Genomic DNA, 16,616 nt, shown 5'->3' with positions numbered 1-16,616 from the left:
CTCTAGGACAGGCTCAGCACTGGCCGGGCTGCGGCGAGGGGGTCGGGGACGGCTTGGTGGCCTCGGCCAGCGCCGCGGCGGCCGCCGTCGGGTCGAGCAGGGCGGCGAAGCTGTCGCCCAGCACGAAGTCGACCGTGGCGTCGGTGCGGGCGTCGGCGCTCTTGGCGGCGCTGGCCACCTGGGAGCCCAGCAGGGTCGCGGCGCCCATGCCCGCCGGGCCGCTGATCACCTGGACGGTGCCGGGCACCTTCTTGTCGAGTGCGGCCGGCGCGTTGCCGACCTGGCCGACGGTGAAGCCGCGCTTGCGCAGCTCGTCCGCCGTCCGGGCGGCCAGCCCGGCCTTGTCGGTGGCGTTGAAGACGTTCACCGTGACGGACTTCGGCTGCGGGACGGCGGTGCTGGTCGCGGCGGGCGCCGACGGGGCCCCCGAGCCCGGTGCGGCCGAGCCGCCGGAGGCGGCGGCGGCCGGGGCGGCCAGCGGCTTGCCGGAGGCGCCGGGGGTGCCGCAGGCCTGCGCGGACGCGTGGCGCCCGCGGAAGATGTCCACCAGCTGCACTCCACCGAGTGCGACCAGGGCGAGGGCCAGCAGTGAGCCGATCACGGCCATCACCTTGCGGCTGCGGCGGGGCGGGCGACCCAGGCGTGGGTAGGAGTTCCCGGTGATCCGGTACTGCTTCCCCTTCAGACCCTGGGGGGTCAGCATGCTCATGGTCTGTCTCCCCCTCGTGCCAGGACAGGCGCGGTGTCGGGTTCGGCCAAAGGGGCGGGGTGCCAGAAATCGGCCGTTGGTCAGCAGATTAGTGCGACAGCTGCTGTGAAGGTACTAAATGATCATCATCTGGAGTACCCCGGCACCCGAAAGGATGTACCGCTACCGTCCGGGCGTATTCGAGGCACGCCGGTGGTGCGGTCAGTCCATTTCGAGCACGCGTGCGTGCAGCACCTGGCGCTGCTGCAGTGCGGCCCGCACCGCGCGGTGCAGACCGTCCTCCAGGTACAGGTCGCCGCGCCACTTCACCACGTGGGCGAAGAGGTCGCCGTAGAAGGTGGAGTCCTCCGCCAGGAGGGTCTCCAGGTCGAGCTGCCCCTTGGTGGTGACCAACTGGTCGAGCCGCACCGGGCGCGGCGGGACGTCCGCCCACTGGCGGGTGCTGGTCCGGCCGTGATCCGGGTACGGCCGCCCGTTGCCGATGCGCTTGAAGATCACACGGAAAGCCTACCGTCATGCATGCGGGGGGCGCAGCAAGCGCGGCGCTACCCGATGCCGGGCGATTTCGACTGTTTCATGGTGAATGACGCTTTTGTCGCACCGTCGGGAGCCCGCCGAGATGACCACCGACCAGGGCGGCGACGCCGCCGGGACGCCGGACGCCGTCCGCGAGATCGCCGCCGGATACGCCTTCGGCGGCCCGGCACTGGACCTCGGGGTGGTGCTGCAGGACACCACCGCCTACCGGGACGCCGCCGTGCGCATCCCGCTCGGGGTGCTCAACCGGCACGGACTGGTGGCCGGTGCGACCGGCACCGGCAAGACCAAGACGCTCCAGCTGATCGCCGAACAGCTCTCCGCCCAGGGCGTGCCGGTCTTCCTCGCCGACATCAAGGGCGACGTGTCCGGCATCGCCGCCCCGGGGACGCCGGGCGACCGGATCTCCGCGCGCGCCGCCGACGTCGGACAGACCTGGACGGCGCAGGGCTGCCCCGCCGAGTTCTACGCGCTCGGCGGCCAGGGCGCCGGGATCCCCGTCCGGGCGACCGTCACCGGCTTCGGCCCGCTGCTGCTCGCCAAGGTGCTCGACCTCAACGAGACCCAGGAGGCCTCGCTCGGGCTGGTCTTCCACTACGCCGACCGCAACGGCCTGGAACTGTACGACCTCAAGGACCTCACCGCGGTGATCACCTTCCTCACCTCGCCCGAGGGCAAGGGCGAGCTGAAGGGGATCGGCGGCCTCTCCGCCGCCACCGCCGGGGTGATCCTGCGCTCGCTCACCGTCCTGGAGAACGAGGGCGCCGGCGCCTTCTTCGGCGAGCCGGAGTTCGACACCGCCGACCTGCTGCGCACGGCCGACGGGGGCCGGGGCGTGGTGTCGGTGCTGGAACTGCCCGCCGTGCAGGACCGGCCGCGGCTCTTCTCGACCTTCCTGATGTGGCTGCTCGCCGACCTCTACCAGGAGCTGCCGGAGGTCGGCGACCTTGACCGGCCCAAGCTGGTGTTCTTCTTCGACGAGGCGCACCTGCTGTTCAAGGACGCCTCGAAGGCCTTCCTGGAGGCCATCACCCAGACCGTCCGGCTGATCCGCTCCAAGGGCGTCGGGATCTTCTTCGTCACCCAGACCCCGCGCGACGTCCCGGCCGACGTGCTCGGCCAGCTCGGCAACCGGGTCCAGCACGCGCTGCGGGCCTTCACCCCGGACGACGCCAAGGCGCTCAGGGCGACGGTCTCCACCTTCCCGCGGTCCTCCTACGACCTGGGTGAGGTGCTCACCCGGCTGGGCACCGGCGAGGCCGTGGTGACCGTGCTCTCCGAGACCGGCGCCCCGACCCCGGTGGCGGCCACCCGGCTGCGGGCGCCGCAGTCGCTGATGGGCCCGCTGGACGCCGCCGCGCTCCGGGCTGCGGTGGACGGATCCCCGCTGGCCCCCCGCTACCGGGACGCGATCGACCGTGAGTCCGCCTACGAGAAGCTCGCGGCCCGCCCGCCGGCCGCCCCCGCCGGCGGCCCGGCCGCCGGGGCTCCCCGGGAGGAGCAGCACGAGCCGGCCCGGCGGGAGAGGCGGCAGGACGAGGAGGAGGGCGGGCTGATCGGCTCGCTGCTCCGCAGCCCCGCGCTCAAGTCCTTCGCCCGGTCGGCCGGCACCCAGCTCGGCCGGGAGATCACCCGCAGCCTCTTCGGCACCTCGCGCCGCAGGTAGGGCGGCCGGCGGGGGTCAGGCCGCGACCCGGCCCGCGGCGACCAGCGCCCGCAGCGCGGTGCGCTGGGTCCAGGCCAGCAGAGCGATCGTCAGCGCGCTCATCGCCAGCGCGAGCGCGGTGTGCGCGATCACGGAGGTCGCCGCCAGGCCGACCACCCCGAGGACCAGGTGGACGCCGATCCGCAGGCCCAGCAGGCCGAGGGCGACCTTGCGGGTGCCCTTGCCGCGCCAGAGCAGCTTCGCCAGCCGGAGCCGGCTGCGCATCACGGTCAGCGAGACGGCGAGGTTCGCGAGGCCCAGCACCACCAGGGCGGGCCAGGCCGCCGGGAAGGCCCGCAGGATGTCGAAGGCCCCGGCCAGGACGGCCTCGAAGCCGAAGAACCAGGCGGGGATCCGCATCGCGGCGACGGTCGGCAGCGGCTGTGCCCCTGCCTCGGCGCCTGCCCCTGCCTCGGCGGCCGGCGCTGCGGTGGTCCTGGTGGTGATCGTCGCGGTGCTCATCTGGTCCCCCGGTGCCTCGCCCGGCCTCGCGCCCTCCGCCCCGCCGGTGGTACGAGTCTGCGGCCGGGGGCCGTCCGCGCGGCAGGCCCGCCGGTCACCGGTCCGGCATGACAGCTGTCATACCGTCAGGGGTGCAGGGCGGCGCCGATCCGGTCCAGCGAGGAGAGCCGCATCAGGCCGTAGTTGTAGAACTCGACCTCGGGGACGCCGAGGTCGCGCAGCACCCCGATCTTGGCGGCCAGGTTCGCCGGGCCGTCGCAGTCCTCGGCCATCGGGCGGAGGATGACGGCCATGTCCTGCGGGCGGACGCCGTGCAGGGCGAAGGCGGCGACCTTCTCCCGGACGGCCTCCGGGGTGCGCGCGTAGCCGAGCGTCTCGACCTGGTGGACGGCCTTGCCGAGGGCCGGGAGGTCGATCCCGGACAGCCACCCCTTGCCGGGGCCGGCGCCGTCCATGAAGGTCAGCCGCATGCCGTGGGCCGCGGCCGCCTCGGTCACCTCGGCGGCGAGCGAGGTGACGGTGAGGGTGGCCGCGTCCAGGTAGGCGGCGACCGCGCCGTCGGCCAGGGCGTCCAGCGCGGCGGGCTCGGCGGCCCGGCGCTCGTCGGCGAGCCGCGCGCGCAGCTCGGCCCGGACGGCCTGCTGCACCTCCTCGGCGGGGACGCCGGCCCGCTGGGCGGCGGCCTTGCAGTGCGGGCAGAAGCAGACCCCGAGCAGGGCTTCGGCGACCGCGCCGAGCTCCTCGAAGTACCGCTCGTGGTGGTAGCCGTGGCGCAGGCCGTGGAAGTGCAGCGACTCGGCGCGGATCGCGTCGACGCCGTACCGGGCGAGCTCCTCGACCAGGGTGAGGGCGTAGGCGCGGACCTCGGGGTGGGCCGGGCAGAGCTCGGTGAGGTGGCGGTCGCCGAAGGCGTTGGCGGGCGCGCAGTCGGGGTGCCGGAAGCCGAGCCGGTCGTTGTGGCAGAAGACCGTCCAGGCGTGCAGCTTCAGGCCGCGGCGCCCGGCCTCGGCGGCGGCCTCGGCGAAGGGGTCGCGGTCGCCGATCGCGGTGGACGGCACGGGCGCCAGCCGCCGGCCGGCCCAGCGGGCGGGGTCGGGACGGAAGTACGCCGCGCCGGGCTCCAGGTAGCGCACCACCCGGTGCGGGTTGTGCGGGAAGACGTCCCGGGCCTGGTGGTAGACCGAGGCGAGGGTCACCCCGCCCACGCCGGCCCGGTCGGCGAGGTTGCCGAAGAACGTGTCGGCGCCCTCGTCCAGCAGGTCGGTGGCGAAGGCGAGGACGGACGACTCCACGGGGCGGCTCCGGAGCAGGCGGTCGGGGTGCGGCTCCACGCTAACCGGGCGGCGCGGCATTGGTCTATACCTTGCCGAGGTGCCGCGCCGGCGTGCCGCGGCTCCCTAGACTGCGACTGACCCCCAGCCCGCAGCGCTACGAAGAAGAAGGTGCACGGCCATGACGTCCCGTCCGCCCCTGCCGTACGACTTCCTGCCGAAGGTGCCCGCCTTCGACCTCACCAGCCGCGACCTGACGGACGGCGCGACCATGCCGGACGCGCACGTCCACGCCCTCGGCAACGAGTCGCCGCAGCTGTCCTGGTCCGGCTTCCCCGACACCACGCAGGGGTTCGCCGTCACCTGCTACGACCCGGACGCGCCGACCGGCAGCGGCTGGTGGCACTGGCTGGCGCTCGACCTGCCGCTCGGCACCACGGAGCTGCCGCGCGGCGCCGGCGCCTCCGACGCCGCGCTGCCGGGCGCGGCGTTCCACGCCCGCAACGACTTCCCGGGCCACCGGTACGACGGCGCCGCCCCGCCGCCCGGGCCGGCGCACCGCTACGTCTTCGCCGTGCACGCCCTGGACGTGCCCACGCTCGGCCTCACCCCGGACACCCCGGCGGCCGCGGTCGGCTTCAACATCACCTTCCACACCGTCGCACGGGCCCTGCTGACCGTCGAGTACGCGGCCGGCTGAGCCGCCCCCGCGGGCCGTCCCCGGGCCGGGGGCGGCCCCGCCAGGGCGTTCTGTTTGCCCGTCGCGCCCGGCAGGCGCACCCTGGGTGGCATGGAGCGCGAGCCGGTCGACTCGACCTGCCTCCGCTCGGTCGGCCACGACGCCGGCCGGCGGGTGCTGGAGGTCGAGTTCGTCGGCGGCACGGTCTACCACTACTTCGGCGTCCCGGGCGCGGTCGTCGCCCGGCTGCTCGCCGCGCCGAGCCTGGGCCGGTACTTCAACCGGGAGATCAAGCCGCGCTACCGCTACCGCCGGATCAGCCCTTCGCGTCCCGCGCGGCCCTGGCCGCCTTCTTCGCCTCCTGTTTGAAGGCCCGCACCTTCACCAGCGACTCCGGGCCGGTGATGTCCGCGACGGAGCGGAACGAGCCCTCCTCGCCGTACGCGCCGGCCGCCTCCCGCCAGCCCTCGGGCCTGACCCCGAACTGCTTGCCGAGCAGCGCGAGGAAGATCTGCGCCTTCTGCCGACCGAAGCCGGGCAGGTCGTTGAGGCGCTTGAGCAGCTCCCGCCCGGTCGGGGCGTCCCGCCACACCGCCTCGGCGTCCCCGCCGTAGTGCTCCACCAGGTACCGGCAGAGCTGCTGCACCCGGGTGGCCATCGACCCCGGGTAGCGGTGCACGGCGGGCTTGGCGGAGAGCAGCGCCGCGAACTCCTCCGGGTCGGCGGCCGCGATCCGGTGCGCGTCCAGGTCGTCCGCGTCCAGGCGCTGCGCGATCGTGTACGGGCCGGTGAACGCCCACTCCATCGGGATCTGCTGGTCCAGCAGCATCCCGGTGAGCGCGGCCAGCGGGCTGCGGCCGAGCAGCTCGTCGGCCTCCGGCTGCTGCGCGAGGTGGATGGTGACGCTCATCGGGCGGCCCCAGGTGCGGCGGGTCGGTCACGGTCGCTGCTCATCGTGGCAGCCCCGTCCCGGGCGGGCGGCCCGCAACACGCGGCCGTCCGCCGAATCGGGGGCCGGCGCCGGCGCGGGGATTTCCGATGACCCGTCGGTAGAGGTGGCAGAGTGTGCCGGAATTGAATTACCGGAACCTCAGGAAAACCTCAGATATATGTGGGGAATTCCTCACGGGGGTTACGGGTGGAGGATTTCCGGACTACGTTCCTCCGGGTGTGCGGCCGACCCCCGCCGCACCGGAGAGGCAGTGAACACCCATGAGCCCGGACACCACGACGCGCTCGCACCAGCCGCCGCAGGGCGGCTCGGCCACCCACGCCGAGCCGCCGGCGGACGGCCACCTCAAGGCCGGCCTGAAGAACCGGCACCTGTCCATGATCGCCATCGGCGGTGTGATCGGCGCCGGCCTGTTCGTCGGCTCCGGCGCCGGAATCGCCGCCACCGGCCCCGGCATCCTGCTGTCGTACGCGCTGGCCGGCACGCTGGTCGTGATGGTCATGCGGATGCTCGGCGAGATGGCCGCCGCGGACCCGCAGAGCGGCTCCTTCTCGGCGTACGCGGACCGCGCGCTCGGCCGCTGGGCCGGCTTCACCATCGGCTGGCTGTACTGGTTCTTCTGGGTGGTGGTGCTGGCCGTCGAGGCCACCGCCGGCGCGAAGATCCTGCACGGCTGGGTGCCCGGCGTGCCGCAGTGGGCGTTCGCCCTGCTGGTGATGGCGGTGCTGACCGCCACCAACCTGTTCTCGGTCGCCTCCTACGGCGAGTTCGAGTTCTGGTTCGCGGGCATCAAGGTGGTCGCGATCGCGGCCTTCATCGTGGTCGGCGTGCTCGCCGTGACCGGCGTGCTGCCCGGCACCCACGCGGTCGGCACGAGCAACCTGCTGGACCACGGCGGCTTCCTGCCGCACGGCGTCGGCGCGGTGTTCACCGGCATGCTGACCGTCGTCTTCGCCTTCATGGGCAGCGAGATCGTCACCCTCGCGGCCGGCGAGTCGCCCGACCCGCAGCGCGCGGTCAGCAAGGCCACCAACAGCGTGATCTGGCGGATCGGCGTCTTCTACCTGGGTTCCATCGCCATTGTCGTCACCCTGCTGCCCTGGGACTCCGCGGACGTCCTGTCCAGCCCGTACGTGGCCGTGCTGAAGCACGTCGGCATCCCTGGCGCGGCCGGCCTGATGGACGCCATCGTGCTGACCGCGGTGCTCTCCTGCCTGAACTCGGGGCTGTACACCGCGTCCCGGATGGCGTTCTCGCTCGGGCAGCGCGGCGACGCGCCGAAGGCCTTCGCCAAGGTCACCGGCCGCGGCGTCCCGCGGACCGCGATTCTCTCCTCGGTGGTCTTCGGATTCGTCGCGGTGTTCTTCAACTACGAGTTCCCGGACAGCGTCTTCAAGTTCCTGCTGAATTCCTCCGGCGCCGTCGCGCTCTTCGTCTGGCTGGTGATCTGCTTCTCGCAGCTGCGTATGCGGAAGATCATCGAGCGGGAATCCCCGGAGCGGCTGACCGTCCGGATGTGGCTCTACCCCTACCTCACCTGGGCCACCATCGGAATGATCGGTTTCGTGGTCGCCTACATGTTCACCGACCACGACGGCCGGATGCAGATGGTGCTCTCGCTGGCGGCCGCGGCGGTCGTCCTGGTCGCCGCGCGGATCGTGCACGCCCGCCGGGCCGCCGCCGTGCAGCAGGGGGTCTGACGGTACGACAGTAGGACGGTGTGCCCGGCAGGTTGGTCCGGCCGGGCGACAGCGGCCCTGTCGTCGCCGGGTCCGCCGCCGGGCGGACCGCACGATGAGCTGACGAGCAGATGACCGGCCCCCGACGGCGGGGGCCGCCCCCGGCGGGCGGGGGCCGGGCGCGCGGGGGGGGCGCGGGCGGGGGGGCGCGGTTGCCCCCCCGGGCGCCCCCGATCCGGCCGCGCGGGGTGGCCCGGGGCGCGCGGTGGGCGGTCGCCCCGGCCGTCCGGCCCGAGCCCAGCAGCGCTCGCAGCGGGGCCAGCGAGTCATTGGTGACGTACCCGGCCCAGACCAGGTCCCACAGTGCCTCGGTGAGCTCGCTCTCCGGGGTGTCCGGCAGCCGGTCGGCGAGCTGGCGGAAGAGGAGGCCGTACCCGCCGGCCAGGGCGGCCATCAGCTCGGTGTGGACGGGGGTCAGTGCCGGCGGGACGGGCTCGGGGCGGAGCAGGTGCGCGTTCTCGGCCAGGTGCAGGCTGATCCAGCCGTCCTTGCCGGGCAGCGCGCCAGCGCCCGCCCAGCCGACCTCGCCGGCCACCATCAGCTCGTTCAGGTGCTCGGGGGAGTAGTCCGCGAGCCGGGCCGGCAGGATCAGCTTCTCCAGGGCGGAGGCCGGCAGGGCGGTGCCCTGGAGCTGCTCCACGACCCGGTACAGGCCGTCCAGGCCGCGCAGCCGGTGGCCGGCCAGGTGCTGCCACTGCGGCAGGAAGGCGGCCAGCGCCCGCGGGGCCACCGGCTCCACCTCCTGGCGCAGCGCGGCCAGCGAGCGGCGCCGCAGCCGCCGCAGCACCTCCGCGTCGCACCACTCGACGGTCGCGGTGTGCCCCTCGACCGGCCGGAACTCGCCCTGCACCAGCCGCCCGGCGGCGGTCAGCCGCTGCAGCGTGCCGGTGACGACGGCCGGGCCCAGGCCGAACCGGACGGCGGCCTCGGCGGCGGTGAACGGGCCGTGGGTGCGCGCGTAGCGGGCCAGCAGGTCGCCCAGCGGGTCCTTCACCGGCTCGGTGAAGGCCTCCGGGACGCCGACCGGCAGCGGGGTGCCCAGCGCGTCGCGCAGCCGCCCGGCGTCCTCGATCGCGGCCCAGCGCAGCTCGCCGCCGATCCGCACCCGGATCGCCCGGCGGGCCGCCTCCAGCTCCTCGGCCCAGGCCGGCTCGGCGCCGCGGGCGGCGAGCTCGTCCTCGGCGAGCGGACCGAGCAGCCGCAGCGCGTCGGCCACGCCCTCGGCGTCCTTGACCCGCCGTTCGGGGGTGAGCCGCTGGAGCTCGGCCTCCAGCTCGGCCAGCACCTGCGGGTCGAGCAGCTCGCGCAGTTCGGCCTGGCCGAGCAGCTCGGACAGCAGCCGGGAGTCGAGCGAGAGCGCGGCGGCCCGGCGCTCGGCTAGCGGCGAGTCGCCCTCGTAGAGGAACTGGGCGACGTAGCCGAACAGCAGGGACCGGGCGAACGGGGAGGGCTCGGCCGTGGTGACCTCGACCAGGCGCACCGCGCGGGACTCCAGGTCGCCCATCAGCTCGACCAGGCCGGGCACGTCGAAGACGTCCTGCAGGCACTCACGGACGGCCTCCAGCACGATCGGGAAGGAGCCGTACTCGGAGGCGACCTCCAGCAGCTGGGAGGCGCGCTGGCGCTGCTGCCAGAGCGGGGTGCGCCGCCCGGGGCTGCGGCGCGGCAGCAGCAGCGCCCGGCCGGCGCACTCCCGGAAGCGGCTGGCGAACAGCGCCGAGCCGCCGACCTGATCGGTGACCAGCTGCTCGATCTCGGTGCTGTCGAAGAGCGCGGCGTCCGCGCCGACCGGGGCGTCGTCGGCGGGCGCCCGGTCGGGCGAGGGGAAGTCCAGCAGGTCGGCGTCGGGCAGTCGCAGCACGATGCCGTCGTCGGCGTGCATCACCTGCGGGTCGAGCCCGTGCTTCTCGCGCAGCCGGGCACCGATGGCGAGCGCCCAGGGCGCGTGGACCTGCGCGCCGAACGGCGAGTGCACGACGATCCGCCAGTCGCCGAGCTCGTCGCGGAAGCGCTCCACGACGATCGTCCGGTCGTCCGGGAGGTGGCCGCAGGCGGTCCGCTGCTCGGCGAGGTAGGTGAGCAGGTTGCCGGCCGCCCAGTCGTCCAGCCCGGCGGCCCTGAGGCGCTCGGCGGCCCGCTCGGGCTCCAGCGCGCCGAGCTCGCGGACGAAGGCGCCGACCGCCCGGCCCAGCTCGATCGGGCGGCCGAGGGTGTCGCCCTTCCAGAACGGCAGCCGCCCGGGGACGCCCGGCGCCGGGGTGACCAGCACCTTGTCGTGGGTGATCTCCTCGATCCGCCAGGAGGTGGTGCCGAGCGTGAAGACGTCGCCGACCCGGGACTCGTAGACCATCTCCTCGTCGAGCTCGCCGACCCGGCCGCCGCCCTTCTTCGGGTCGGTGCCCGCGATGAAGACGCCGAACAGGCCGCGGTCGGGGATGGTGCCGCCCGAGGTGACGGCGAGCCGCTGGGCGCCGGGCCGGCCGGTCACCGTGCCGGCCACGCGGTCCCAGACCAGGCGGGGTCGGAGCTCGGCGAAGGCGTCGGACGGGTACCGCCCGGCGAGCATGTCCAGGACGCCGTCGAACGCGGACTGCGGCAGCGTCGCGAACGGCGCGGCCCGGCGGACGACGGCGAGCAGCTCGTCGACGTCCCAGGTGTCCAGCGCGGTCATCGCCACCAGCTGCTGGGCCAGGACGTCCAGCGGGTTGCGCGGGATCCGCAGCGCCTCGATCCGGCCGGCCCGCATCCGCTCGGTGACCACCGCGGACTGCACCAGGTCGCCGCGGTACTTCGGGAAGACCACGCCGGTGGAGACCGCGCCGACCTGGTGGCCGGCCCGGCCGACGCGCTGCAGCCCGGAGGCGACCGAGGGCGGCGACTCGACCTGGACGACCAGCTCGACGGCGCCCATGTCGATGCCGAGCTCCAGGCTGGAGGTGGCGACCACGGCGGGCAGCCGGCCGGCCTTCAGCTCCTCCTCGACCTGGGCGCGCTGCTCCTTGGAGACCGAGCCGTGGTGGGCCCGGGCGAGCAGCGGCGGGGCCCCGGCGGCGGCGCCGGAGCCGCCCATCAGCTCGGCGGGGGAGTGCGCCTGCGGCAGCGGTGACCCGGTGGCCCGCTCGTAGGCGATCTCGTTCAGCCGGTTGCACAGCCGCTCGGCCAGCCGCCGCGAGTTGGCGAAGACGATGGTGGAGCGGTGGGCCTGGACGAGGTCGACGATCCGCTCCTCGACGTGCGGCCAGATCGAGGCGGCGCCGTTGCGGCCGCCCGGCCGTGACGGGTCGTCGTCGCCGGCCGCGGCGGGCAGCTCGTCGAGGTCGGCCACCGGCACGACCACCGACAGGTCGAACTCCTTGGCCGAGGGCGGCTGGACGATCGCCGCGCCGCGCTGCGGGCTGAGGAACCGGGCCACCTCGTCGACCGGCCGCACGGTGGCGGAGAGCCCGATCCGGCGGGCGGGTGCGTCCAGCAGCTCGTCGAGGCGCTCCAGGCTGAGGGCCAGGTGGGCGCCGCGCTTGGTGCCGGCGACCGCGTGCACCTCGTCCAGGATCACCGTGTCGATGCCGCGCAGCGCGTCCCGGGCGGCGGAGGTGAGCAGCAGGAAGAGCGACTCGGGGGTGGTGATGAGGATGTCCGGCGGGCGGGTGGCGAAGCGGCGGCGGTCGGCGGCCGGGGTGTCGCCGGAGCGGATGCCGACCTCGACCTCCGGCTCGGGCAGGCCGAGCCGCACCGCCGCCTGACGCAGGCCGGTGAGCGGGGCCCGGAGGTTGCGCTCGACGTCCACCGCGAGGGCCTTCAGCGGCGAGATGTAGAGCACCCGGCAGCGGCGCGCGGGGTCGGCCGGCGGCGGGGTGGCGCTGAGCCGGTCGAGGGCGGAGAGGAACGCGGCGAGCGTCTTGCCGGAGCCGGTCGGCGCGACCACGAGGACGTCGGTCTGCCGCCGGATGGCGGCCCACGCCTCGGACTGTGCGGCGGTGGGCGCGCTGAACGCGCCGGTGAACCAGGCCCTGGTCGCCGGGGCGAAGCCGGCGAGGGCGTCCTCGGTGCTGTGCTGCGCCATGCCCCCATGGTGCCCGCTGCCACCGACAGCCGAGGGGCCGCGCGGCGGCCCGGGGCCGTCCGTCTGCCCTAGCCCGGCGGGACGATTCGGGCATAGCGCTCATATGGTGATGATTCAGTCACAATTTCCGGCCCGGGGCCGGGCGAGCGGAGGGCGCCATGCAGCAGACCGGCCCGGCCGTGGACGGCGCCTCCCGCAGGCACCGCCGGTGGGTGCAGCTGCTGCTCGCCATGCTGCTGGTCGCCCTGGTGCTCGGCGGGGCCGTCCCCTTCGTGTCCGGCTCGGGCCGCGCCTACCTCAGTTACCTGGTGCTCGCCCAGACCCAGGACGCGCACGGCGCCGACCTCGCCGCCGACCAGTCGCGCGCCGCGGGCGGCCGGGTCGTCCAGGAGTACCCCCAGATCGGCGCCGTCCTCGCCTACGCCACCGGCGGCTTCGCCGAACGCGTCCGCACCCGGCCCGGGATAGCGGCGGCCGGCGCCACCCGGACGGCGGCCGTGCCCGGCCCGCCCGGGCCGCTCAGCGGCGCCGACTTCCGCCACGGCTCCGGCAGCGCCGACGCGGCCGACGACTCCACCCTCTCCGACCCGGCCGAACAGGCCGACTGGAACCTCGCCATGATCGGCGCCGCCGGCCCGGTCGCCCCCACCACCGCCCTGCTGCGCACCGCCGCCGCCCCGCAGGCCGCCCCGGAGAACGCGCAGCCCGCCGCCGGCGGGCTGGGCCGGGTGCTGGTCGCCGTCCTGGACTCCGGGGTCGACGACACCCACCCCGACCTGCGCGCCGCCGTCGACCCGGCCGCGTCGGCCTCCTGCGCGGACGGCCGCCCCGACGCCCGCTACGGCAGCTGGCGCCCGGACGAGGGCGTCTCCGAGAGCGGCCACGGCACCCATGTGGCGGGCATCGTCGGCGCCGCCCGCGACGGCCACGGCGTCACCGGGGTCGCCCCCGGCGTGCGGATCGCCGCGGTGCGGCTGCTCGGCCCGCTCGGGCAGTACTACGCGGAGAACATCGTCTGCGGGATGCTCTGGGCGGCCGACCACGGCGCCCGGGCGATCAACGACAGCTACTTCGCCGACCCCTGGAAGTACAACTGCCCGGAGGACCCGGACCAGGCGGCCCTCGCCCAGGCGGTCGGCCGGGCGGTCGCCTACGCGCAGCGCCGCGGCGCGGTGGTGGTCGCCTCGGCCGGCAACGACAGCCAGGACCTGGAGGGCACCCGGGTCGACCAGCGCAGCCCCAACGACCGGACCTCCGGCCCGGCCCAGGACCGGGTGCTGGGCACCGAGTGCATCCGGCTGCCCGGCGAGCTGCCCGGCGTGGTCACGGTCAGCGCCGTCGACCGCAGCGGCGAGCCGGCCGGCTACACCAACTACGGCAACGGGCGGGTCACCCTCGCCGCCCCCGGCGGCGACCCGGACAGCGGCGTGGCGGGCGCGATCGTCTCGGACTGGCCGGGCGGGCGGTACGCGGCGCTGGCCGGCACCTCGATGGCGGCCGCGCACGTCACCGGCGCCGTGGCGGTGGTGGCCGCCGAGCACCCCGACTGGGGGCCGGGCCGGATCGCCGACGCGCTCACCGAGGCGGCCGCGGCCAACTGCCCGCTCGGCCCGGGCGGCTGCGCCGACCGCCGGTACTACGGCGCCGGGGTGCTGGCACTGCCCTGAGCCGTCAGTCCTGAGCCCTGAGCCGTGGGCCCGGGCCCGGGCCCGGTGCCACAGTGCGCCCGCCCGCCGGGGCCGGCTCGGGGATACTGGGGCGCATGAGGCTGACGGAGTTCTGGCGACGGATGTACGAGCAGTTCGGCGAGGTGTACGCGGAGTCCTTCGCCCAGGACCACGTGATGAGCGGACTCGGCGGGCGGACGGTCCGTCAGGCGCTGGACGCGGGCTGGGAGGCCAAGGACGTCTGGCGCGTGGTCTGCCAGGACCGGGGCGTGCCCGCGCGGCTGCGCTGACCCGCCACGGCCGCAGCCGCGCCCGCGGCGGCCGGGTCCCGGTGTTCGATGGGTGAGACTGGGCGGGTGGACAGCTCCCCGGACACCAGGACCGAGAACCCGCCGAGCGCGGGGGCGCCGACCGCCGACCCGACCGCCGCCGGCCCGCCGGCCGGCTCCGGGCGGCGCCGCCCGTGGGGCGAGCCGATGCCGCGCTGGCTGCCCCGGGCGATGGTGCTCGCGCTCGTGCTGGTGGGCGTCTTCCAGCTCGCCGACTGGGCCTTCCACCAGCTGATCGACCTCTTCGTGATGCTGCTCGTGGCCTTCTTCCTCTCGCTGGCGATGGAGCCCGCGGTGGACCGGATGGCCGCCCGCGGGGTCCGCCGCGGGGTCGGCACCTTCCTGGTCTTCATCGGGGTGGGGATCGCCGTGGTCGGCTTCCTCGCCGCGCTCGGCACCCTGCTGGTGGACCAGGTGGCCCGGATCGCCGCCGAGGCGCCGCACCTGCTGGAGAACCTGATCGGCTGGGTCAACCGGACCTTCCACCAGGACCTCTCGCTGTACGAGCTCCAGCAGAAGGTGCTCAAGGACTCCGGCACCGCCGAGAAGTACGCCCAGCAGGCCGCCGGCAACGTCTGGGGCCTGTCCAGCACCGTGATCGGCGGTCTGTTCCAGGCGTTCACCGTCGGCCTGTTCACCTTCTACTTCACCGCCGACGGCCCGCGGGTGCGCCGGACGGTCTGCTCGCTGCTGCCGCCCGCCAAGCAGGGCGAGGTGCTGCGCGCCTGGGAGATCGCGCTGGCCAAGACCGGCGGCTACCTCTACTCCCGGGCCCTGCTGGCGCTCGCCTCGGCGCTGGCCCACTGGGTGTTCTTCCAGGTGATCGGGCTGCCCTACGCGGCGGCGCTGGCGGTCTGGGTCGGTGTGATGTCGCAGTTCGTGCCGACCATCGGCACCTACCTGGCGGGCGCGCTGCCGGTGCTGGTGGCGCTGACCGTCCGGCCGGTGGACGGGCTCTGGGTGCTCGGCTTCGTGATCGTCTACCAGCAGGTCGAGAACTACCTGCTGCACCCGCGGATCACCGCGCGGACGGTGGACGTGCACCCGGCGGTGGCCTTCGGCTCGGTGATCGCCGGGGCGGCGCTGCTCGGCGCGGTGGGCGCGCTGATCGCCATCCCGGCCGCGGCGACGCTCCAGGGCTTCGTCGGGACGTACGTCCGCCGGTACGAGGTGGCGACCGACCCGCGGATCGACCGGGGAGAGGAGCGCAGGGGCCGCAGGGAGCGCAGAAGGCAGGCCGCACGCCGCCTGCGGCGCATGGTCGGCGCCGGGGTGTCCGGGGAATCCGCAGGTCAGAGCCGTGTGGACGAATCGGTCTAGGAGTGTTCGGGGCGGCGGGACTAGATTCGAACGAATGTTCTTTATACTCTTCGGCGTCGAGTTTTCCACAGGCGGCGCCCGATCCGGGTCGATTGTCGGTGGGACGCGCTAGCGTCGAGGACGATGAAGCGCACAGCACAGAACCCGAGGGTGGAAGCCATGGCAGGTACGGACCGCGAGAAGGCCCTTGAGACCGCACTCGCCCAGATCGAGCGGCAGTTCGGCAAGGGCTCGGTGATGCGCCTCGGAGAGAAGGCCAACGAGCCGATCGACGTGATCCCCACCGGGTCCACCGCCCTCGACGTCGCCCTGGGCGTCGGCGGTATCCCGCGCGGCCGCGTGGTGGAGATCTACGGCCCGGAGTCCTCCGGCAAGACCACCCTGACCCTGCACCTGGCGGCCAACGCCCAGCGCGCCGGCGGCACCGTCGCGTTCGTCGACGCCGAGCACGCCCTCGACCCCGAGTACGCGAAGAAGCTGGGCGTCGACACCGACGCGCTGCTGGTCAGCCAGCCCGACACCGGCGAGCAGGCGCTGGAGATCACCGACATGCTGATCCGCTCCGGCGCGATCGACCTGGTGATCATCGACTCGGTCGCCGCGCTCGTGCCGCGCGCCGAGATCGAGGGCGAGATGGGCGACTCGCACGTCGGTCTCCAGGCCCGGCTGATGAGCCAGGCGCTGCGCAAGATCGCCGGTGCGCTCAACCAGTCCGGCACCACCGCCGTCTTCATCAACCAGCTGCGCGAGAAGATCGGCGTGATGTTCGGCTCCCCGGAGACCACGACCGGTGGCCGGGCGCTCAAGTTCTACGCCTCGGTGCGCCTCGACATCCGCCGCATCGAGACCCTGAAGGACGGCACCGAGGCGGTCGGCAACCGCACCCGCGTCAAGGTGGTCAAGAACAAGGTCGCCGCGCCGTTCAAGCAGGCCGAGTTCGACATCCTCTACGGCGTCGGCATCAGCCGCGAGGGTGGCCTGATCGACATGGGCGTCGAGCACGGCTTCATCCGCAAGTCCGGCGCCTGGTACACCTACGAGGGCGACCAGCTGGGCCAGGGCAAGGAGAACGCCCGCAACTTCCTGCGGGACAACCCCCAGCTCGCCGACGAGATCGAGAAGAAGATCAAGGGCAAGCTCGGCATCGGCCCCAATCCGGTGGGCGAGGGCGCGGCCGCGGGGGCCG

General features: G+C 74.4%; 14 protein-coding genes. 8 read left to right on the top strand and 6 right to left on the bottom strand.

What is annotated here, in order from left to right; all coding sequences use genetic code 11:
- Positions 1–13: 13 nt before the first annotated feature.
- Both ACFV0G_RS18185 and ACFV0G_RS18180 read right to left on the bottom strand, forming a co-directional pair.
- Positions 14–709, bottom strand: coding sequence for a LytR C-terminal domain-containing protein (locus tag ACFV0G_RS18185; protein WP_380548191.1), 696 nt, complete (start codon positions 707–709; stop codon positions 14–16).
- A 201-nt stretch (positions 710–910) separates the two neighbouring features.
- Entirely contained in the window at positions 911–1,207 is a 297-nt protein-coding gene (locus ACFV0G_RS18180) for a type II toxin-antitoxin system VapB family antitoxin (RefSeq protein WP_380548188.1), read from the bottom strand.
- 121 nt (positions 1,208–1,328) lie between these two features.
- Here ACFV0G_RS18180 and ACFV0G_RS18175 point away from each other — a divergent pair, with 121 nt between their 5' ends.
- A complete protein-coding gene (locus ACFV0G_RS18175) occupies positions 1,329–2,912 on the top strand; it encodes a helicase HerA-like domain-containing protein (RefSeq protein ID WP_380548185.1) in 1,584 nt (527 codons plus the stop codon).
- Between the two features lie 15 nt (positions 2,913–2,927).
- On the opposite strand, the gene ACFV0G_RS18170 is transcribed toward ACFV0G_RS18175, so the two are convergent.
- A complete protein-coding gene (locus tag ACFV0G_RS18170) occupies positions 2,928–3,413 on the bottom strand; it encodes a hypothetical protein (protein WP_380548183.1) in 486 nt (161 codons plus the stop codon).
- Between the two features lie 125 nt (positions 3,414–3,538).
- Complete coding sequence (locus ACFV0G_RS18165; protein WP_380548180.1) at positions 3,539–4,705, bottom strand: hypothetical protein; 1,167 nt, start codon at positions 4,703–4,705, stop codon at positions 3,539–3,541.
- A gap of 160 nt (positions 4,706–4,865) precedes the next feature.
- Between ACFV0G_RS18165 and ACFV0G_RS18160 the strand changes: the two genes are divergently transcribed.
- Entirely contained in the window at positions 4,866–5,384 is a 519-nt protein-coding gene (locus tag ACFV0G_RS18160) for a YbhB/YbcL family Raf kinase inhibitor-like protein (RefSeq protein ID WP_380548177.1), read from the top strand.
- Between the two features lie 90 nt (positions 5,385–5,474).
- Entirely contained in the window at positions 5,475–5,732 is a 258-nt protein-coding gene (locus tag ACFV0G_RS18155; RefSeq protein WP_380548174.1) for a KTSC domain-containing protein, read from the top strand.
- On the opposite strand, the gene ACFV0G_RS18150 is transcribed toward ACFV0G_RS18155, so the two are convergent.
- On the bottom strand, positions 5,680–6,273 hold the full coding sequence (locus ACFV0G_RS18150; RefSeq protein WP_380548171.1) for an HhH-GPD-type base excision DNA repair protein: 594 nt from the start codon (positions 6,271–6,273) through the stop codon (positions 5,680–5,682). The genes ACFV0G_RS18155 and ACFV0G_RS18150 overlap by 53 nt on opposite strands.
- A gap of 302 nt (positions 6,274–6,575) precedes the next feature.
- On the opposite strand from ACFV0G_RS18150, the gene ACFV0G_RS18145 reads away from it, so the two are divergent.
- Positions 6,576–8,015 (top strand): amino acid permease, encoded by a 1,440-nt coding sequence (locus ACFV0G_RS18145; protein WP_380548167.1) that lies wholly within the window; start codon positions 6,576–6,578, stop codon positions 8,013–8,015.
- On the opposite strand, the gene ACFV0G_RS18140 is transcribed toward ACFV0G_RS18145, so the two are convergent.
- Positions 7,897–12,114, bottom strand: coding sequence for an ATP-dependent helicase (locus tag ACFV0G_RS18140; protein ID WP_380548164.1), 4,218 nt, complete (start codon positions 12,112–12,114; stop codon positions 7,897–7,899). The two genes, ACFV0G_RS18145 and ACFV0G_RS18140, sit on opposite strands and share 119 nt — an antisense overlap.
- Positions 12,115–12,272: 158 nt before the next feature.
- Between ACFV0G_RS18140 and ACFV0G_RS18135 the strand changes: the two genes are divergently transcribed.
- The 4 genes from ACFV0G_RS18135 to recA form a co-directional block, all read left to right on the top strand.
- Positions 12,273–13,781, top strand: a complete 1,509-nt coding sequence (locus ACFV0G_RS18135) for a S8 family serine peptidase (RefSeq protein WP_380548161.1) — start codon at positions 12,273–12,275, stop codon at positions 13,779–13,781.
- A gap of 95 nt (positions 13,782–13,876) precedes the next feature.
- Positions 13,877–14,071: a DUF3046 domain-containing protein gene (locus ACFV0G_RS18130; protein WP_380548158.1), complete on the top strand. Its 195-nt coding sequence runs from the start codon at positions 13,877–13,879 to the stop codon at positions 14,069–14,071.
- A gap of 66 nt (positions 14,072–14,137) precedes the next feature.
- Positions 14,138–15,430, top strand: a complete 1,293-nt coding sequence (locus ACFV0G_RS18125; RefSeq protein WP_380548155.1) for an AI-2E family transporter — start codon at positions 14,138–14,140, stop codon at positions 15,428–15,430.
- Positions 15,431–15,589: 159 nt separating this feature from the next.
- The coding region (gene recA / locus ACFV0G_RS18120) for a recombinase RecA (protein WP_380548152.1) at positions 15,590–16,616 on the top strand (1,027 nt) is incomplete at its 3' end.

This window comes from Kitasatospora sp. NPDC059571 (assembly GCF_042735675.1).
Taxonomy (GTDB): domain Bacteria; phylum Actinomycetota; class Actinomycetes; order Streptomycetales; family Streptomycetaceae; genus Kitasatospora.
This window is presented reverse-complemented; position numbering and strand designations above follow the sequence as displayed.